This is a genomic window from Erwinia sp. AnSW2-5 (assembly GCF_045107195.1).
Taxonomy (GTDB): domain Bacteria; phylum Pseudomonadota; class Gammaproteobacteria; order Enterobacterales; family Enterobacteriaceae; genus Erwinia.
On record NZ_JBJGXA010000012.1, the window covers coordinates 93,868 to 112,504 of the forward strand.

At 57.6% G+C, this 18,637-nt stretch carries 16 protein-coding genes; 11 read left to right on the forward strand and 5 right to left on the reverse strand.

What is annotated here, in order from left to right; genetic code table 11:
- The first annotated feature begins 88 nt into the window (after positions 1 to 88).
- The 6 genes from ACFL9S_RS11625 to ACFL9S_RS11650 are packed head-to-tail and all read left to right on the forward strand — an operon-like array spanning position 89 to position 7,194.
- Positions 89 to 1,309 carry an extracellular solute-binding protein gene (locus ACFL9S_RS11625; protein ID WP_405262060.1) on the forward strand — a complete coding sequence of 407 codons (1,221 nt, stop codon included), beginning with the start codon at positions 89 to 91 and terminating at the stop codon, positions 1,307 to 1,309.
- 44 nt (positions 1,310 to 1,353) lie between these two features.
- The gene (locus ACFL9S_RS11630; protein WP_405262095.1) at positions 1,354 to 2,658 is read left to right on the forward strand and encodes an ABC transporter permease subunit; all 1,305 of its coding nucleotides are present in this window, start codon (positions 1,354 to 1,356) and stop codon (positions 2,656 to 2,658) included.
- Between the two features lie 10 nt (positions 2,659 to 2,668).
- The gene (locus ACFL9S_RS11635; protein ID WP_405262061.1) at positions 2,669 to 3,520 is read left to right on the forward strand and encodes a sugar ABC transporter permease; all 852 of its coding nucleotides are present in this window, start codon (positions 2,669 to 2,671) and stop codon (positions 3,518 to 3,520) included.
- 36 nt (positions 3,521 to 3,556) lie between these two features.
- The gene (locus tag ACFL9S_RS11640; RefSeq protein WP_405262096.1) at positions 3,557 to 4,717 is read left to right on the forward strand and encodes an arabinogalactan endo-beta-1,4-galactanase; all 1,161 of its coding nucleotides are present in this window, start codon (positions 3,557 to 3,559) and stop codon (positions 4,715 to 4,717) included.
- 47 nt (positions 4,718 to 4,764) lie between these two features.
- Entirely contained in the window at positions 4,765 to 6,822 is a 2,058-nt protein-coding gene (locus tag ACFL9S_RS11645; protein ID WP_405262062.1) for a beta-galactosidase, read from the forward strand.
- Between the two features lie 57 nt (positions 6,823 to 6,879).
- Positions 6,880 to 7,194 (forward strand): glucose PTS transporter subunit EIIB, encoded by a 315-nt coding sequence (locus tag ACFL9S_RS11650; protein ID WP_405262063.1) that lies wholly within the window; start codon positions 6,880 to 6,882, stop codon positions 7,192 to 7,194.
- An 80-nt stretch (positions 7,195 to 7,274) separates the two neighbouring features.
- Here the strand turns inward: ACFL9S_RS11650 and ACFL9S_RS11655 are convergent, their stop codons facing one another.
- Positions 7,275 to 8,534: a maltoporin gene (locus ACFL9S_RS11655; protein ID WP_405262064.1), complete on the reverse strand. Its 1,260-nt coding sequence runs from the start codon at positions 8,532 to 8,534 to the stop codon at positions 7,275 to 7,277.
- 265 nt (positions 8,535 to 8,799) lie between these two features.
- Here ACFL9S_RS11655 and ACFL9S_RS11660 point away from each other — a divergent pair, with 265 nt between their 5' ends.
- Entirely contained in the window at positions 8,800 to 9,870 is a 1,071-nt protein-coding gene (locus tag ACFL9S_RS11660; RefSeq protein ID WP_405262065.1) for a LacI family DNA-binding transcriptional regulator, read from the forward strand.
- A 54-nt stretch (positions 9,871 to 9,924) separates the two neighbouring features.
- On the opposite strand, the gene ACFL9S_RS11665 is transcribed toward ACFL9S_RS11660, so the two are convergent.
- Positions 9,925 to 10,926, reverse strand: a complete 1,002-nt coding sequence (locus ACFL9S_RS11665; RefSeq protein ID WP_405262066.1) for a substrate-binding domain-containing protein — start codon at positions 10,924 to 10,926, stop codon at positions 9,925 to 9,927.
- 9 nt (positions 10,927 to 10,935) lie between these two features.
- Positions 10,936 to 12,543 (reverse strand): methyl-accepting chemotaxis protein, encoded by a 1,608-nt coding sequence (locus tag ACFL9S_RS11670; protein WP_405262068.1) that lies wholly within the window; start codon positions 12,541 to 12,543, stop codon positions 10,936 to 10,938.
- Positions 12,544 to 12,928: 385 nt separating this feature from the next.
- Between ACFL9S_RS11670 and ACFL9S_RS11675 the strand changes: the two genes are divergently transcribed.
- Together ACFL9S_RS11675 and ACFL9S_RS11680 are read left to right on the forward strand one after the other, a co-directional pair.
- Positions 12,929 to 13,210, forward strand: a complete 282-nt coding sequence (locus ACFL9S_RS11675) for a type II toxin-antitoxin system RelE/ParE family toxin (RefSeq protein WP_405262097.1) — start codon at positions 12,929 to 12,931, stop codon at positions 13,208 to 13,210.
- On the forward strand, positions 13,210 to 13,527 hold the full coding sequence (locus ACFL9S_RS11680) for a HigA family addiction module antitoxin (RefSeq protein ID WP_405262069.1): 318 nt from the start codon (positions 13,210 to 13,212) through the stop codon (positions 13,525 to 13,527). Before ACFL9S_RS11675 ends, ACFL9S_RS11680 begins: the two co-directional genes overlap by 1 nt.
- 16 nt (positions 13,528 to 13,543) lie before the next feature.
- Here ACFL9S_RS11680 and ACFL9S_RS11685 read toward each other — a convergent pair whose 3' ends face one another.
- Positions 13,544 to 14,974: a Cu(+)/Ag(+) sensor histidine kinase gene (locus ACFL9S_RS11685; protein WP_405262070.1), complete on the reverse strand. Its 1,431-nt coding sequence runs from the start codon at positions 14,972 to 14,974 to the stop codon at positions 13,544 to 13,546.
- Positions 14,964 to 15,647 (reverse strand): copper/silver response regulator transcription factor, encoded by a 684-nt coding sequence (locus ACFL9S_RS11690; RefSeq protein WP_405262098.1) that lies wholly within the window; start codon positions 15,645 to 15,647, stop codon positions 14,964 to 14,966. Before ACFL9S_RS11690 ends, ACFL9S_RS11685 begins: the two co-directional genes overlap by 11 nt.
- A 182-nt stretch (positions 15,648 to 15,829) precedes the next feature.
- On the opposite strand from ACFL9S_RS11690, the gene ACFL9S_RS11695 reads away from it, so the two are divergent.
- Positions 15,830 to 17,212: a Cu(I)/Ag(I) efflux RND transporter outer membrane protein gene (locus tag ACFL9S_RS11695; protein ID WP_405262071.1), complete on the forward strand. Its 1,383-nt coding sequence runs from the start codon at positions 15,830 to 15,832 to the stop codon at positions 17,210 to 17,212.
- Between the two features lie 68 nt (positions 17,213 to 17,280).
- A complete protein-coding gene (locus ACFL9S_RS11700) occupies positions 17,281 to 18,627 on the forward strand; it encodes an efflux RND transporter periplasmic adaptor subunit (protein ID WP_405262072.1) in 1,347 nt (448 codons plus the stop codon).
- Positions 18,628 to 18,637 lie beyond the last annotated feature (10 nt).

Here is an 18,637-nt window from a genome sequence, read left to right on the forward strand (position 1 = left end):
TTACGTTATATGGGCCTTGCGATGTGTAGGTCAGAAATTCAGCGGATTGAAAATCAGTTAAATGTTATACCTTCACATGAGGTCAGCAATGAAAGTCAAAACCGGCATCACTCTGCTTCTGTCTGTCCTGGCTCTGGGGCAGGCTGCACATGCAGCGCAGCAACTTACCGTCTGGGAAGATATTAAAAAATCCGAAGGTATCAAAACGGCGATTGCCGATTTCCAGAAGCAATACAACGTTGAAGTCAACGTGCAGGAAATGCCCTTTGCCCAGCAGATAGAGAAGCTGCGGCTTGACGGCCCGGCGGGGATTGGCCCGGATGTGCTGGTGATCCCGAATGATCAGCTGGGCAGTGCGGTGGTGCAGGGACTGCTGTCACCGCTGTCCGTCGACGCGGCACAGCAGGCGGCCTATACCCCATCAGCGATGGCCGCGTTTATTCAGAATAAAGTGGTGTATGGCGTGCCAAAAGCCGTCGAAACCCTGGTGCTGATTTATAACAAAGATCTGCTGCCGCATCCGTTGAAAACGCTGGATGAGTACCGCGCTTTCTCGCAGAAACAGCGCGAGGCGAAGCAGTATGGTCTGCTGGCAAAATTTGACCAGATTTATTACAGCTGGGGGGCGATTGCGCCAATGGGCGGTTATATCTTTGGCAAGGACGGCAAGGGCGGGCTTAACACCCTCGACATCGGGCTGAACACGCCGGGCAGCGTAGCCGCCGTCACCTACCTCAAGAGTTTCTTCACCCAGGGTCTGCTGCCTACCGGCATCCTGGGTGATAACGGTCTGAACGCCATCGACTCCCTGTTTACCGAGAAAAAAGCGGCGGCGGTGATCAACGGTCCCTGGGCATTCCAGCCTTACCAGGCGGCAGGCATCAACTATGGCGTCGCGCCATTGCCAGAGCTACCTAACGGCAAGCCCATGAGCTCCTTCCTCGGCGTAAAAGGCTATGTGGTTTCCACCTGGAGCAAAGATAAAACGCTGGCGCAGCAGTTTATCCAGTTTATTAACCAGCCGCAGTATGTGAAAGAGCGCTTCCAGAAAACGCAGGAAATTCCGCCGGTCATCGCCCTGATGAATGACCCGTTGATTAAAAACGATGAGAAGGCCAATGCGGTGGCGGTACAGGCGGCACGGGCTGTTGCGATGCCGGGCGTGCCGGAGATGCAGGAAGTGTGGGGGCCGGCCAATGCGGCACTGGAACTGAGCGTGACGGGCAAGCAGGAACCAAAGGTCGCCCTGGATAATGCGGTGAAGCAGATTGTTATGCAGATTGAAGCGATGCAGGCCAGCAATCAGTAAGCTCCTGCCGCCCGGCGGTTTGAATAAATAAGGAAGAGGCTGTGATGATTTCCCCCAGTGAACAACTGACGCTGCACAAGCGCCCACGCCAGCACGCTCTGGCAGGCGTGCTGCTGGCGCTGTTACCCGGTTTCGGCCAGTTCTACCATCGCCAGTGGGCAAAAGGGCTGTGTTATCTGATCCTGCTGACCAGCTTTTACGGCGTGTTTCATAACTTCCTGCAGCACGGGCTGTGGGGGCTGGCAACGCTGGGGGAAGAAGTCCCCCGCGACAACTCCATCTTTTTGCTGGCAGAAGGCATTATCAGCGTCCTGATTATCGCCTTTGGCCTGACGATATGGGGGCTGTCGCTGCGCGATGCCTGGCTGAACGGCTGCCGTCGTGACGAAGGCAAACCGCTGCACGGGGTGCGTAAGCAGTATCAACTGCTGCTGCGGGAGGGGTTCCCGTACCTGATGATCACGCCGGGATTTTTCCTGCTGGTGTTTGTGGTGGTGTTCCCGATCCTGTTTGGGTTCGCCATCGCCTTTACCAACTATAACCTCTATCACACGCCGCCCGCGAAGCTGGTGGATTGGGTGGGGCTGAAGAACTTCGTCAATATCTTCACCCTGTCGATCTGGCGATCGACCTTCTTCGACGTGCTGCAATGGACCGTGGTCTGGACGCTGCTGGCCACCACGCTGCAATGTTCAGTAGGCGTGATGCTGGCGATTCTGGTGAATCAGAAAGACCTGCGTTTTAAGCCGCTGATCCGCACTATTTTTATTCTGCCGTGGGCGGTGCCGGGGTTCGTCACTATCCTGGTGTTTGCGGGCATGTTTAACGACAGTTTTGGCGTGATTAACAATGCGATCCTCGACTTCTTCGGCATTGCGCCGAAAGCATGGATGACCGACCCGTTCTGGACCAAAACCGCGCTGATTATGATGCAGACCTGGCTGGGCTTCCCGTTTGTGTTCGCCATGACGACCGGCGTATTGCAGGCGATCCCGGACGATCTGTATGAAGCGGCGATGATGGACGGGGCCGGACCCTGGACGCGCCTGAAAACTATCACGCTGCCGCTGGTGATGTACGCCATTGCGCCCATCATCATCACGCAGTACACCTTCAACTTTAACAACTTCAACATTATCTACCTGTTTAACAACGGCGGTCCGGCGGTGGCGGGGTCAAACGCAGGCGGCACCGACATTCTGGTGTCGTGGATCTACAAGCTGACCATGTCGTCATCGCAGTATGCGATTGCCGCAACCATTACGATTTTGCTGTCGATCTTTGTGGTCGGTCTGGCGCTGTGGCAGTTCCGCGCCACCAAATCGTTTAAACAAGATGAGATGGCGTAAGGGAACCGTTATGGCGAAGTCAGTCAGTATTAAACGTGAAAAATGGCTGCGTCTGTCGCTCACCTGGCTGGTGGTACTGGTGGTGTCGACCATCATTATCTACCCGCTGGTGTGGACGGTCGGGGCGTCGCTGAATGCGGGCAACAGCCTGTTGAGCAGTTCGATTATTCCTGAGAGCGCATCGTTACAGCACTACCGCGATCTGTTTAACGGCACGGTGCCGTACCTGACGTGGTACTGGAACTCGATGAAAATCAGTTTCTTTACGATGGTGCTGACCCTGGTCAGCGTGAGCTGCACCGCGTATGCGTTCTCGCGTTTTCGCTTTAAAGGGCGGCAGAACGGTCTGATGCTGTTTCTGCTGTTGCAGATGATCCCGCAGTTCTCGGCGCTGATTGCCATCTTTGTGCTGTCGCAGCTGCTGGGTTTAATCAACAGCCACCTGGCGCTGGTGCTGATCTACGTTGGCGGCATGATCCCGATGAACACCTATCTGATGAAGGGTTACCTGGACGCGATTCCAAAGGACCTGGATGAGTCGGCGCGCATGGACGGGGCAGGGAATTTCCGCATCTTTATCGAGATCATCATGCCGCTGTCGAAGCCGATTCTGGCGGTGGTGGCGCTGTTCTCCTTCACCGGCCCGCTGGGGGACTTCATTCTTTCCAGCACCATCCTGCGCAGCCCGGATCAGTTCACGCTGCCCATTGGGCTGTACAACCTGGTCTCGCAGAAAATGGGGGCCAGCTATACCACTTACGCCGCCGGGGCGGTGCTGATTGCTGTACCGGTCGCCGTGCTCTATCTGGCGCTGCAAAAATACTTCGTTTCCGGCCTGACCTCAGGAAGTACAAAGGGATAAACCATGACACCTAAAACGCTGTTACTCGCCCTGGCAATGGCCTGGGCGACGCCTCTGTTCGCCGCAAATCCGGCGGTTATTCGCCCCATCGGCCCGGTGCCGGCCGATTTTGTTAAAGGGGCTGATATCTCCACGCTGCCGGAACTGGAAAAGCAGGGGGTGAAATTTTACAACGCTCAGCACCAGCTACAGGACCCGATTGCCATCCTGAAAGCCAACGGCATCAACACCATTCGCCTGCGCCTGTGGGTTGACCCGTATGACAGCAACGGTAAAGCCTACGGCGGTGGCACTAACGATCTGCCAACGACCCTGGCGCTGGCGAAACGTGCCAAAGCCGCCGGGATGCAGATCCTGCTGGACTTCCACTACAGCGATTTCTGGACCGATCCGGGTAAGCAGTTCAAACCGAAAGCCTGGGAAAAACTGACCTTCCCGCAGCTGGAAACACGCGTGCATGACTACACCCGCGACACCATTGCCCGCTTTAAAGCTGAGGGCGTCCTGCCGGATATCGTGCAAATCGGCAACGAGCTGAACGGCGGCATGCTGTGGCCGGAAGGGAAAAGCTGGGGGCAGAACGGCGGCGAGTTTGACCGTCTGGCGGGCCTGCTGAAAGCGGGTATCGCGGGCCTGCGGGAAAACCTCAGCGATCCGGGCCAGGTCAAAATTATGTTGCACCTGGCGGAAGGCACCAAAAATGACATGTTCCGCTGGTGGTTCGATGAAATTACCCGCCGTCAGGTGCCGTTCGATGTGATTGGCCTGTCGATGTACACCTACTGGAACGGCCCGATCAGCGCCCTGAAAGCCAATATGGACGACATCAGCCAGCGCTATCAGAAAGACGTGATGGTGGTGGAGGCGGCCTACGCATACACGCTGAAAAACTGCGACAGCGCCGAAAACAGTTTCCAGGCGAAGGAAGAGAAAGATGGCGGCTACCCGGCCACCGTTGAGGGGCAGGCGGCCTACCTGCACGACCTGATGCAGGCGGTGCTGGCGGTGCCGAATCACCGTGGCAAGGGCGTGGTCTACTGGGAACCCACGTGGATTGCCGTACCGGGTAACACCTGGGCAACGCCGGAAGGCATGAAGTATATCCACGATGAGTGGAAGCAGGGCAACGCCCGTGAAAACCAGGCGCTGTTTGACTGCCAGGGCAACGTGCTGCCCTCCATTCAGGCATTTCATTAATTTACAGGCCTGAGGGCCGGTGTCACTGACACCTCAGAGGAACCGCAATGACTAAATTTCCACCGCTCTTTGCCGGGGTCACCACGCTGCTGCACGGCGCGGATTACAACCCGGAACAGTGGCAACATACCCCGGGCATCATTGATGATGACGTCGAGATGATGCAGCAGGCGAACTGTAATGTGATGTCGGTTGGCATCTTCAGCTGGGCGAAACTGGAGCCGGAAGAAGGGCGCTATGACTTCGGCTGGCTGGATAACGTCATTGAAAAACTGCATCAGCGCTCGATTCGGGTGTTTCTGGCCACGCCAAGCGGCGCGCGCCCGGCGTGGATGTCGCAAAAGTACCCGGAAGTGCTGCGCACCGGGCGCGATCGCGTGCCTGCGCTGCACGGCGGGCGGCATAATCACTGCATGACCTCGCCGCTCTACCGGCAAAAAGTGCGGGCGATCAACAGCCAGCTGGCGGAGCGCTATGCGCACCATCCGGCGGTGATCGGCTGGCATATTTCCAACGAATACGGCGGCGAGTGCCACTGCGAACAGTGCCAGCAGGCGTTTCGTGGCTGGTTGCAGCGCCGCTACGGCACCCTGGAGCAGCTTAATCTCGCCTGGTGGAGTGATTTCTGGAGCCATACCTACAGTGACTGGTCGCAGGTGGTGTCCCCTGCGCCGCAGGGTGAAATGTCGATTCACGGGCTGAACCTCGACTGGCGGCGCTTTATGACCGACCAGGTTACCGACTTCTGTAGCGAAGAGATCAAACCGCTGAAAGCAGCCAACCCGGACCTGCCTGCTACTACCAACTTTATGGAGTATTTCTACGACTACGATTACTGGAAGCTGTCGCAGCCGCTCGATTTTATCTCCTGGGACAGCTACCCGACCTGGCATAACGAGCAGGATGACACCACGCTGGCCTGTTATACCGCCATGTATCACGACCTGATGCGCACCCTGAAACAGGGGCAGCCGTTTGTACTGATGGAGTCAACGCCGGGGGCGACCAACTGGCAGCCCACCAGCAAGCTGAAAAAACCGGGGATGCATATTCTCTCCTCATTGCAGGCCGTGGCCCACGGGGCAGATGCGGTGCAGTATTTCCAGTGGCGTAAAAGCCGTGGCTCGGTGGAGAAATTCCACGGCGCGGTGATTGACCACGTCGGGCATCTGGATACGCGTATTGGCCGCGAAGTCAGCGAGCTGGGCCGGATGATGGCCGCCATGAGTCCGGTGCAGGGCAGCCGCGTTGAAGCGAAAGTGGCGATCATTTTCGACTGGGAAAGCCGCTGGGCGATGGACAATGCCCAGGGGCCACGCAATATCGGCCTGCACTATGAGCGCACGGTAGCCGAACACTACCGCACGTTCTGGGAGCAGGGCGTGGCGGTGGACGTGATCAACGCCGATGTTGACCTCAGCGGCTATTCGCTGGTGATCGCGCCGATGCTGTATATGGTGCGCGACGGCTTTGCCGCCCGCGTGGAGCAGCATCTGCGCCAGGGCGGGCAGTTTGTCGCCAGCTACTGGACGGGCGTGGTCAATGAGAGCGACCTCTGCCATCTGGGCGGTTTCCCTGGGCCGCTGCGGCCGCTGCTGGGGATCTGGGCGGAAGAGATCGACAGCCTGGCGGACGACGAAACCAACGGCGTCTGCGCTGTCGAAGGCAACATGCTGGGCCTGCGCGGCAGCTATCAGGCCCGTGAGCTGTGCGAACGTATTCATCTGGAAGGCGCAACCGCGCTGGCCGTTTACGCCAGTGACTTCTATGCCGGTCAACCGGCGGTCACCGTTAACGCCGTGGGCGCAGGGCAGGCCTGGTATATTGCTTCACGTAATGACCAGGCTTTCCATCGGGATTTCTACGGTGCGCTGATCGCCAGGCTGGCGCTGCCACGCGCGCTGGCGGTGGACCTGCCTCCGGGCGTTACCGCGCATCGCCGCACTGATGGCGAGTTCAGCTTTATCTTCCTGCAAAACTTCACGGCGCAGGAGCAGCCGGTCACGCTGCCTGCGGGGATCAGCGATCTGATTGACGGTGCGCCGTTCTCCGGTGCGCAGACCCTGCCGCCGTGGGGCTGCCGCGTGCTGCGCGCGCCGCTGTAAACAGCTGTTCACCAGCGGGCGCAAGCCCGCTTTTTTTATGTCTGAAAGGAGAGGTATATGGTCAGTCTGAAATCGTTTAAGCATTACTTCAGCCGGCAGGAAACCCCGGAGGAAGCCGATGCGGCAGAGTGTGCGCTGCTGGATCAGTTAATGGGCTGCTTTGGTGGGCGCGAAAATATCGTGCAGGTGGATGCCTGCCTCACACGGTTGCGCGTCACGGTAACGTCGGTGGCGGCGGTGAATGCCAGCGGGTTACAGCAGGCAGGGGCAACGGGAGTGGTGATTCTGGGCCATGAGGTGCATGCTATTTTTGGCATGCGATCTGACCGGCTGCGTCAGCTGATGGAAGCACACTATTTCCGTCAGCCATAAAAAAATGGATAACCGGTGACGGTTATCCAAATTAACGATCCAGTGCTTATCCAATGATGATGAAGGCGTTGATCAGGACATTACCACCAGGCTTCAACCTGCACACCAAAGTTCCAGGTGTTGCTGGCCGTGCCGTCCTGGAAGCTGTGCCCCTGTTCGGAGTCGTTCAGGTAAGAGGTGAAGATACGCAGTTCCGGGCGTGACATAAATTCCGGGCCTGCAGCCAGACCCAGCGCGAGGGTATATTTCTGCCCGGCCTGTTTGTAATCACTGCCGTCTTTGTTCTGATCTTTCTGTACAAACGTACCGGCTTCACCGATACCGCGCACGTAGTCGGTAAACTGGTACTGAGCGCGCCCGACCACGGAGAGCAGGGTACTTTTATCGGTGAACGCGGTGATGTTATCGGCGGAGCCCCAGGTCACGACCTGATTCAGCGACAGGCGGTCAGTGATCGGCAGCAGGCCGGTGTTGATCACGCGATAGCCTTTAGCATCACGGGTATCGTTCCACATGTCATACCAGCCGCCGCCCTGGGAGATCATATTCTGCGCCAGCCCTTTGTTGGCATATTGCAGCACCAGCTTCTGATAGCCGCCCCACATGTCCTGGCTGACTTCTCCGGTGACCATAACGCCGTTATCTGCTTCATACAGACCGCCGTACTCTTCCTGCTTGTTGGTCGGGTTCGGCATGGCGTAGTCCACCCCGAACTCTGTCCATGCGCCGCTCCACGGTTTCCAGCCAGCGTAACGCACGTCGAGGTAGTTGATATTAACGTCGTTATCGCCGTCGGCGCGGTAGTCAACATCGTTGGCATCACCCCGTATCCAGGCGACGGAGACAGCGCCAGGGCCAAAGGTGTAGTTTTCAATACCGGCACCGGAGCCGGAGATATTCCAGTATTTGGTATCAATGATATGCAGGTCATGGCGCTGGTAGTAGCGTTTACCGCCCCAGATGACGGCGTTTTTATCGCCGGGGATCAGGCCTTTGATTTGCAGGTTGAGCTGACGCAGACCGAACTGGGCGTCATCGCCGAAGGTGGTTTCATTATCGTTAGAGCCGTCAGAAAACATGCTGACCATGGAGTCGACATAGAAACTGACGTCATCTTTTTTGTACACTTCGCTGCCCAGTTCGATTTCACCGTAGGTATCAGCTTCGTTACCGAGACGACCAATCTTATTTTTTTGCCACTCTTCGATGCCTCCGTCACGTGAAACACCCACACCGCCGCGCAGATAGCCGTGGAAATCAATGTTGTCGATGGCTGCGAATGCAGGAGAAGTCAGTGCTGCGGCAAGTGCTACAGCGGTCGCTGTTAATCTTGTGTTCATGTCACCCTCTGTTTATATTTGTCATACGTTCACACGATGGCGACAGTAAACTCCTCGGGGTGAACATGAAGCAATTGGAGTAACGAAATTGTGTGATTTAGTGCAAGTATTTGCCCGTTATTTGTAACGATTGGTGAACTTGATCACCGAATTTGTAATGTGAACGTCTGACTTTGTAGTGGGTTTTTGACAGTGTGACCGACTTAACCTGAACGTCATTTTCACTGTGATACAATCCGGCCATCTGTAAACAGGAAAGTGAGCCATGAAATCAAAGAGTGCCACCTTGGAAGATGTCGCCCGTCGCGCTGGGGTGTCTTATCAAACGGTTTCCCGGGTGCTGAATAAGTCTGCGAACGTTTCGGAAGGGACGCGCAGCAAGGTAACCAAGGCGATAGAGGAACTGCGCTATGTGCCAAACCGGCTGGCGCAACAGCTGGTGGGGAAACAGAGCACCACGCTCGGCCTGGTGACCACTTCCCTGGCCCTCCATGCCCCTTCTCAGGTGGCGGCGGCGATTAAGCGCTACGCCAATGCGGCGGAGTATCAGGTGCTGATCGCCATGATCGGTGAGAACGTCAATCAAAGTTTGCAGGAGTCGATCAACGAGCTGAAATCGCAGCTGGTCGATAAAGTGATTATTAACGTTCCGCTGGATACCGCCTGTGCCGAGCGGATCGTCGAAGAGAACCAGGACATTATTTGTCTGTTCCTCGATGTCGACCCTTTCTGTTCGGTGTTTAACGTGTCGTTTAACCCGGCGGATGGCACCCGGGCCAGCGTGAAATACCTCTACGAGCAGGGGCACCGTGAGTTTGCGCTGCTGGCGGGGCCAGAGCATTCCGTCTCGGCGCGGCTGCGGCTCAGGAGCTGGCTGGAGACGCTGGAGAGCTACCGGCTGGCCCCGGTGAGCGTCATCCACGGTAACTGGGATGCGCAAAGCGGTTACAGCGGCATCTTACAGCTGCTGCGTGAAACCCCGCACTTCAGTGCGCTGCTGGTGGGGAACGATCAGATGGCTTTAGGCGTGCTGAGTGCGCTGCATCAGCAGGGCGTGACGGTGCCGGGGCAGGTGTCTGTGGTGGGCTATGATGATACGTATGAGAGCGCGTTTTTCCATCCGTCGCTGACCACGGTGTCGCTGGATCTGGATTTACAGGGGAAAGAGGCGGTGCAGCGTATTTTGCAGGCCAGCGATGATGACCACAGCCGCTCATCCTCGATCCTGCCCGCCCGTCTGGTGGTGCGCAGCTCAACGTCAGCGGCAGGTCAGCAGCAGCAGGATTTAAAACAGATTGCCGAACAGCTGCGCCTGATTGCCAGCCGTCTGGGATGACGGCTGAACGGTGATGGCTTCCCATTGAGCGATGGCCGCCGGGAAGCTATCGCACTATTTTGCCCCAAAGCAGGCATTCAGTCCTGCCTGGGTATCCTTACTTGCCAGGCCGGGCATCGGTTTATCTGCGATCAGCGTGACGCCGGTATCCACATACCCGGACACTTTCTTACCGTGTCGGGCGTAAGCCACCGCCGCATCAACGCCCATCGCCGCCATGGTTAAGGGATATTGCTGCGCCGTGGCCGCAATCTTGCCTGCCCGCACGTTGTTCACCCCGGCACAGCCGCCATCGACCGAGACGATCATCGCCTCTTTACCGGCTTCCTGTAAGGCCTTGTATGCCCCGGCAGCAGCCGGTTCGTTGATGGTATACACCAGGTTGATATCCGGATGGCTTTTCAGGCAGCTGGCCATCACCTCATAGCCTTCCTTTTCGGCGCCTTGAGAAAAACCGGCACAGACGGTTTCAGCGGTGACCGACAGCTCACTGGAGTCGGCGCCTGCGGCCGCTAATCCCAGCCCGCTCATAAAACCATTATGGCGTCTTGCCCCGACTAAATGTCCGGGCGATAAATCCAGCATGGCAATCTTCAGTGGCTGTCCGGCAAATTTTAACGGCATGGCCGCTTTGGCATATTCGCCAATCAGCTGCCCGGCTTTATAGTTGTCAGTACCAAACAGCGCATCCACCGCCGTCATCGGATCCGTCGGGGAGTCCAGTGCGATAACCTGCACCCCTTTGGCCCGCACCTCATCCAGAGCGGGCACAATGGCTTTGGCATCGCTCGGGGTGATCAGCAGCGTGGTGGCCCCTGCGGCCACCATCTCCTGGATGGCCTGAATTTGCGCCGGATAATCGCCGTCTTCTTTGCCTGCCGCAGTCAGGAGTTTCACCCCATGCACGGTGGCACCCAGCATCGCCCCTTCTTTCATCTTCAGGAAAAAGGGGTTGGTTTCAGTTTTGGTAATCAGGCCAATGGTGATGCTGTCGTTGCTGGCATACGCCGCTGAACTGACCATCGCGGCGAGAGCAAAAGCACAGGTTATTTTCATCTCAGCCCCTTAGCGAATCGCTGCTGTTGTATCGTTAAGACGGCCCGCTCGTGAGATATCAAACGCAGAGATACCTTCCAGCAACAGGTGGGCCTGCTGTCTGAGGCTGGCAGCCGCAGCCGCACTTTCCTCAACCAGCGCGGCGTTTTGCTGCGTCGCTTCGTCCATATTGACCACCGCTTTATTCACCTGATCGATACCCGTGTGCTGCTCGCTGGAGGCGAGGGTGATTTCGGCCATCAGGCTGTTAACCCCCTTAACCGCATTGACCACTTCCTGCATGGTGCTGCCCGCCTCATCCACCAGCTTAGAACCGGTATTGATTCGTTCTACTGACTCATCGATCAGATTTTTGATTTCCCTCGCAGCCGTTGCACTGCGTTGGGCAAGGATGCGCACTTCCCCGGCGACCACGGCAAATCCACGACCCTGCTCACCGGCGCGAGCGGCTTCCACGGCGGCATTAAGCGCCAGAATGTTGGTCTGGAAAGCAATCCCTTCAATGACGGTAATAATCTGGGTGATTTTGCCTGAACTGCCGGCAATGTCATGCATGGTGCTGACCACGCGTTCAACCACATTGCCGCCACGCTGTGCGACCTGAGAGGCGCTGGTGGCCATCAGATTGCCCTGATGAGCGTTGTCGGCGTTGTGTTTCACGGTGGCGGTTAACTGCTCCATGCTGGCAGAGGTCTGCTCCAGTGACGAGGCCTGCGCTTCGGTGCGGCGGCTTAAATCTTCGTTGCCCAGGGTAATTTCACCTGAGGCGGAAACAATGCTCTCAGCAGAGTTCGCCACCTGGCTGATTAAGTGATGCAATTTCTCCTGCATCTCACCGAGTGCGGCCAGTACGCTGCCCGCCGGGGCAGTGACGGCACCGTTGACCTGGCTCAGGTCGCCCTGAGCAATGCGCTGAACCACCTGGCCTAACACGGCAGGCTCTTCGCCTAAGGCACGGAACAGGGAGCGGATAATCATCGCACCCAGAATGACCGCCAGGCTCAGCGCCAGCAGGCTGATAACGATGAAAATAATCCGGGTTTGCTGATAGGCGCTTTCGGCGGTGCTCAGGCTCTCCGCTGCACGTTCGGTACTGTATTTCAGGTACTGATTGGCCGCGGTCAATAACGTGGTGAGCTGAGGGCGTAATTCGCGGTTCATGCGGTCAATGGCTTCCGCCTTTTTTTCCGCCAGGGCTAACTCAACAATGTGGTGAGCAATGGGGCGATACCCCTCCTCAGCATTAGCAATGGCGGTAACAAACTGCCGATCCTGGTCTGTGACATCGGCGTGCTGTTTGATAGCCGCCTGCAGCTGAGTCAGCGCTGCAGCCGTTTTCTCTTCTGCTGCCGCGACCTGTTTTTTGCCGGCGTCAATGTCGGCGGCCTCACTGACCAGTACCAGACCGTAAAGACTGAGCGAGCTGTCTTTAACGCCGCTGAGAATAAGGTTGACCGAGGATTCACGCGCCGCCACCTGCTGGACATGGGTTTTGAATCGGTTGTTAGCGTTGCTGAGGGAATTCATCGCGAGGATAACGACGGCAAGCACAATCACAACGAGCACGCCGAACCCCAGCGTCAGTTGGGTTCGAACAGTGGTATTTTTGAATTGCATAGAAGGTACACCCCTAAAATGGCGACGAAAAGTCAGCCAGCTGCCCAGGAAACCGGAATGGTTCAGAAAATAGAATGATAATGAATCGATTCAGCTGTCAGATCTGGCGGCATCCCGGATAAAGGGTGAGTGAGATGTCATTCAGACTGTGGGGAGAATCTTTAAAGCTCTGATCGGATTAACGGCGTGCAGGGGGGAAACTTGACGGCTCGACGCAGGCGGGGCGGTTTTTTTGTGAAAAGTGTGATGAGAATCGCCTTATCGGTAGCCTGGCGATGGCCAGGCTTGCACGCGATAAAATGCTGGCGGTCGAACCGGGATAGTTGTTTCCTTTCGGGAAACAATTGTTATACTGTTTCCCGGAAGGAAACAAGGAGTGTTAGCCGTGATCAAAAGCTGGAAGCATAAGGGATTGCAAAAACTGTTCGAAACAGGAAATCCCAGTGGTGTGCAGGCCAAAGATGCCGAACGGATCAGAACGCGTCTGCTGGTTCTTGACGAAGCCCTGTCGGTAGACGAATTCAGAAACTACCCTGGCTTCAGGTTCCATCCGCTGAAAGGCGACAGGCAGTATCTTTACGCCATTACTGTTCGTGCCAACTGGCGTATCACTTTCGAGTTCAGAGACGGTGATGCTTACATACTCAATCTGGAGGATTACCACTAATGACTATGATGACCCCACCGCATCCGGGCAGCCTGATTACCGAGTATCTTGAGGACTATAACGTCAGCCTGCGGACGCTGGCCGGAAACCTCGGGGTATCCCCCTCGGCCTTGAGCAAAGCCGCGGCAGGCAAAACCGCTATTACCCCTGAAATGGCGGTACGACTGGAAGCCGGACTGGGCATTGCGGCTCGTCTCTGGCTGTCGATGCAGGCAACGTATGACATCAGCCGGGTTCGTGAAACGATCGACATTACGCAGGTTGTGCCCGCCCGTTACGGTGATATGGAGGGTCAGCCAGTAAAAAACGGTGGGTGATGACCTCAATCCGGCCTTATTGCTGCCGTGGAAACGACAACGTAAAGCGTGTTGATTCGGCATCGGAGGCCACGCTGATGGTTCCCTGATGTGCCGTCACAATTGATTTCACAATCGCCAGGCCGATACCGCTGCCTTCACTGCTTCTCTGCCGTGACGGGTCAATGCGATAGAAACGGTCAAACAGCCGTGGCAGGTGTTCCGCTGGGATCGGCGTGCCGGGATTCGCCACCACCAGATCAACCCATGCATCGCGTGGCACCACGCGGACGCTGACCGTCATGCCGCGCGGTGTGTGGCGGATGGCATTGGACAACAGATTATTCATCACCCGCCGCAGCATCAGCGGGTCGCCCTCCATCAGCGCCGGGCTGCCCGTCAGGCTGAGGCTCACTTCCTGCTCTTCTGCCCAGGCTTCAAAAAACTCGAAGACCTTCAGGGCCTCGGCACTGGGGTCCAGCGCTGTCCGTTCCGGGATCAGCTGGTTATTGTCGGCCTGCGCGATGAACAGCATATCGCTGACCATGTTTGCCATCCGCTGATACTCCTCCAGATTGGAGTAGAGCACATCCTCCAGCTCTTTGACCGGACGGTGCTGGCTCAGGACAATCTCGGTCTGTGTCACCAGATTGGTGACGGGCGTTCTGATCTCATGGGCGATATCGGCGGAAAAATTGGCCTGCCGGGTAAACACCTCTTCGATGCGTTCAATCATCTGATTAAAGGAGATCACCAGCTGCTCCAGCTCAATCGGCACCCGCCTCGGGTCGAGCCGGACATCAAGGTTGTCCGAGGTGATATTTTTAATCTTCAGGCTGACATTGCGTAACGGCTGGTGGCCCTTACGCACGGCGAATAACACAATCACAATAATCAGCAGGCTGATCGCGGCAGCGGTCAGCATCAGATTGCGTTTCAGCTGATTGATATAGTGCAGATGAAAATCGATGGAGAGGGCGATCTGTAACTGGTAGCGGGGCGGATTACTGCTTTCGCTGCCGGTAACCGTGCTGTTGATCAGCCGCCAGCTGGCAGGTTTTCCGTCGTGCCCCGCATGATGATCGCGCGTGTCAGACCAGAGAAATACCCGGTCTTCTGCCGCAGGCGCAGCGGTGGGTTCGCTGAGTAAGTCCGGCCCATTGGGTGACTGGTACAGCACCTGCCGATCGGGTTTTCTCACCCGTACCCCGATATTCCGGTAGCTTTTTAGGGCGTTGCTGAGCCGTTCGACTTTTTGCGCCTCGGTTTCGTCCGGGGTTTTCAGGATGTTGGCCAGCGTCATGCTGACCTGTTGCAGATCGCTGACGTCCTGCTCGGCAAAATGCTGCTCAACCGAGTGCAGCATGATCCAGGTAAAGGCGATAAAGGCGAAGGTGGTCGACAGACTGATAAAGACAGTGAGGCGGGTGGCCAGCGAAAAAGGGCGGTGCTGCCCGCTAATCTTCATCCGGCACCTCAAGCACGTAGCCGACGCCGCGCACGGTGTGAATCAATTTGGGTTCGAAATCGTTATCCATTTTGGCGCGCAGGCGCTTCACCGCCACATCAATGGCGTTGGTATCGCTGTCGAAGTTCATATCCCACACCTGCGAGGCAATCAGCGAGCGCGGCAGCACCTCGCCCCGGTGGCGAATAAAGAACTCCAGCAGGGTGAACTCTTTGCTGGTCAGTGTGATGCGCCTGCCCTGGCGGCTGACCCGGCGCGACACGCGATCCAGCGATAAATCCGCTACCTGAAACTGGCTCTCGGCAATCACCGTGGTGCCCCGGCGCAGCAGGGTTCTCACCCGGGCCAGCAGCTCCGCAAAAGCGAAGGGTTTGACCAGATAATCATCCGCGCCCAGCTCCAGGCCTTTCACCCGCTGTTCGATAGTGCCCAGCGCCGACAGCAGCAAGACCGGCATCCCCTTGTTGGCGGCCCGCAGCAACGTCACGATATCCCAGCCGTTCATATCGGGCAGCATGATATCCAGCACAATCAGGTCGTAATCGGCCGTCATCGCCAGGTGATAACCGTTCAGCCCATTGTCAGCCAGATCGACGATAAACCCTGCCTCCGTCAATCCCTTACACAGATATTCACCGGTTTTCAGCTCATCTTCGACGATCAGTATTTTCACGCGCCCTCGGGAACAGCGAAACAGTGTTGCCATTCTAGTGGCCCGCCAGGGGAGATCAACGCATTACCGCCAAAATGACCGTTTTGTCATTAAGCGGTCACCCGCCAAACAGCGTCACTCCGTTAACCTGTCCCTTATCTCATGTCACCCTGGCTGGCCGATTTTTCTGGATGCAAAGCACTATGTTGACCCTAAAACAGCTCACGCTTGGCACCGCGCTTCTTCTGGCGGGGTGCTCCTCTCTCGCCCCGGTTTACCCGCGCCCAGAGCGCCCGGTGCCGCAGCAGTTTTCACGTTCACACAACGCGCTGGTGGCGGTCACCGGGGGCGAGCAGGAGAGCGGCTGGCGGCGTTTCTTTGTCGATCACCAGGTGCAGATCCTGATCGAGGAGGCGCTGCGCTATAACCGCGATGTGAAAATGGCGGCGCTGAACCTCCAGGAAGCCCGCGCCCGATACCGCGTAACCGATGCCGACCGCTACCCGCAGTTGAACGCTTCTTCTGGCGTCACCTGGCAAGGTGGACCCAGCGCGCCACGCGATACCCGCCGCGAGATGACGGCAGGCAGCGAACTCAGCGTGGATCTGGACTTTTTTGGCCGCTTGAAAAATATGAGCGAGGCGGAGCGCGAGACGGTGCTTGCCAGCGAAGAAACGCAGCGGGCGGTGCATATTCTGCTGATTGCTGATGTCTCACAGCGTTATTTCAGCCAGCGGCTGGCGGACGGACAGCTGCGTATCGCCCGTGAAGCGCTGAAAAACTACCAGCAGTCGTATGCGTTTGTCGGGCAACAGCTGGTCACGGGCAGCACCACGCTTCTGGCCGTGGAACAGGCGCGGGGCGCCATCAACAGTATTCAGACAGAAATCGCCAAACGTGAAGGGGAGCAGGCGCTGGCGAACAGCGCGCTGCAGTTAGTGGTCGGTCGCTATGCTGCGCTGCCCGCCGCCGCCGAGGCGGAAAAGGTTCTCAACCCGGTGGTGCTGCCTGCGGGGCTGTCGTCGGACATCCTGCTGCAACGGCCGGATATTCTGGCGGCTGAACACCAGCTCAGGGGGGCAGAGGCCAGCATCGGCGCTGCCAGAGCCGCCTTTTTCCCCTCTATCTCGCTGACCGGGGGACTTTCCACTACCAGCACGGCGCTGTCAGACCTGTTCACTGCCGGGAGCGGCCTGTGGCGCTTTGTCCCCCAGATTGATATTCCGTTGTTTAACGCCGGGCGCAACCAGGCCAACCTCCAGCTGGCAGAGGTGCGCCAGCAGCAGGCGGTGGTCACCTACGAGCAAAAAATTCAGACCGCGTTTAAACAGGTGGTGGATGCGCTGGCACAGCGGGAAAGCCTTAACGGGCAGCTGATCGCCCAGCAACGTTATCTCGACTCGCTCAACATCACGCAGCGTCGGGCCAGCGCCTTATATGCCAGCGGCTCGGGCAGCTATCTCGAGGTGCTGGACGCGCAACGATCGCTGTTTGCCACGCGGCAAAACCTGCTGGATCTGATTTACGCCCGTGACGTCAATGAGGTCGCGCTGTATACGGCCCTCGGCGGTGGCTGGGCCGAGTAAACAGTTATCGCTGTGACGGCCGTTGCCGCCACATTTCCCCGGTTTCACTCTGTTCAGTGGAAGGACATATGGTTTCTGTAAAAGTGAAAGTGACGGCGCTGGTGATGGCTGGCCTGCTGCTGGGCGGGCTGCTCTCCGTGGCAGTGTACTCGGCGTTTTTTGCGGCGCATCCCACGGATAGCGCGCCCGCCGCGCGCAAGGTGCTGTACTGGTATGACCCGATGAAGCCGGATACCCGCTTCGATAAACCCGGGCGCTCCCCGTTTATGGCGATGGATCTGGTGCCGAAATATGCCGATGACGCGAACGCGGACAATCATCCGGGCATCCGAATCGACCCGACCCAGGTACAAAACCTCGGGGTGAAAACGGAAAAAGTCCGTCGCGCACCGCTGACCTGGACGCAGACGCTGCCTGCCACCGTCAGCTTTAACGACTACCAGTTTGTCATTGTGCAGGCGCGGACGGCGGGCTTTGTGGAGAAAGTGTTCCCGCTGACGGTGGGGGATAGCGTCAGAAAAGGCACTCCGCTGGCCGAGGTGACCCTGCCGGACTGGGTTGAGGCGCAAAGTGAATACCTGCTGCTTTCAACCACGGGCGGTTCGGCCATCGCGCTGAAAGGCGTGCTGGAGCGCCTGCGGCTGGGCGGAATGCCGGAAGCGGATATTCAGCGTTTACGCCAGACCCGCCAGATCCAGACGCGCTTTACCATCACCGCGCCTATTGATGGCGTGATCACCGCGTTTGATCTGCGCAGCGGGATGAATATTTCCAAAGAGAGCGTGGTGGCGCGTATTCAGGGGATGGACCCGGTGTGGATCGGCGCGGCGCTTCCGGCCTCGCTGTCCTGGCTGTTGCAGGAGACGACGCAGTTTACTCTCGCGCTGCCCGCTTACCCGGCTACCCCGTTTACCATCGAAAAATGGAACGTGCTGCCCGGCGTTGACCCGGCCACGCGCACGCTCGTCGTGCGTTTACAGGTGGAGAATAACGCCGCATTACTCAAGCCGGGGATGAACGCCTACCTGACGTTGACCACCCGCAGCCAGCCGATGCTGTTGATCCCTTCTCAGGCGGTGATCGACAGCGGCAGTGAACAGCGGGTGATTACCGTGGATGACGAGGGGCGCTTTGTGCCCAAAACCGTCAGCGTACTGCATGAATCACAACAGCAGACCGGCATCAGCGCAGGCCTGGCTGAAGGGGAATCGGTGGTGGTGAACGGGCTGTTCCTGATCGACTCTGAAGCCAATATCTCCGGGGCACTGGCGCGAATGCGGCAGGCGGAAAAACCCGCGACGGTGATGCCCGATATGCCTGCTGCGCATGATATGTCGGCGATGCCGGATATGCCTGAGATGACGGATATGCCGGATATGGCTGACCCTTCTGCCCACTCGCACAGCGGCCACTGAGGAGACGACG

Coding starts and splice junctions, on each gene's coding strand:
- ACFL9S_RS11635 (WP_405262061.1), top strand. CDS start 2,669: ATGGCGAAGTCAGTCAGTATTAAACGTGAAAAATGGCTGCGTCTGTCG.
- ACFL9S_RS11630 (WP_405262095.1), top strand. CDS start 1,354: ATGATTTCCCCCAGTGAACAACTGACGCTGCACAAGCGCCCACGCCAG.
- ACFL9S_RS11695 (WP_405262071.1), top strand. CDS start 15,830: ATGTTGACCCTAAAACAGCTCACGCTTGGCACCGCGCTTCTTCTGGCG.
- ACFL9S_RS11655 (WP_405262064.1), bottom strand. CDS start 8,534: ATGAACACAAGATTAACAGCGACCGCTGTAGCACTTGCCGCAGCACTG.
- ACFL9S_RS11665 (WP_405262066.1), bottom strand. CDS start 10,926: ATGAAAATAACCTGTGCTTTTGCTCTCGCCGCGATGGTCAGTTCAGCG.
- ACFL9S_RS11650 (WP_405262063.1), top strand. CDS start 6,880: ATGGTCAGTCTGAAATCGTTTAAGCATTACTTCAGCCGGCAGGAAACC.
- ACFL9S_RS11700 (WP_405262072.1), top strand. CDS start 17,281: ATGGTTTCTGTAAAAGTGAAAGTGACGGCGCTGGTGATGGCTGGCCTG.
- ACFL9S_RS11670 (WP_405262068.1), bottom strand. CDS start 12,543: ATGCAATTCAAAAATACCACTGTTCGAACCCAACTGACGCTGGGGTTC.
- ACFL9S_RS11680 (WP_405262069.1), top strand. CDS start 13,210: ATGACTATGATGACCCCACCGCATCCGGGCAGCCTGATTACCGAGTAT.
- ACFL9S_RS11660 (WP_405262065.1), top strand. CDS start 8,800: ATGAAATCAAAGAGTGCCACCTTGGAAGATGTCGCCCGTCGCGCTGGG.
- ACFL9S_RS11640 (WP_405262096.1), top strand. CDS start 3,557: ATGGCCTGGGCGACGCCTCTGTTCGCCGCAAATCCGGCGGTTATTCGC.
- ACFL9S_RS11625 (WP_405262060.1), top strand. CDS start 89: ATGAAAGTCAAAACCGGCATCACTCTGCTTCTGTCTGTCCTGGCTCTG.
- ACFL9S_RS11645 (WP_405262062.1), top strand. CDS start 4,765: ATGACTAAATTTCCACCGCTCTTTGCCGGGGTCACCACGCTGCTGCAC.
- ACFL9S_RS11685 (WP_405262070.1), bottom strand. CDS start 14,974: ATGAAGATTAGCGGGCAGCACCGCCCTTTTTCGCTGGCCACCCGCCTC.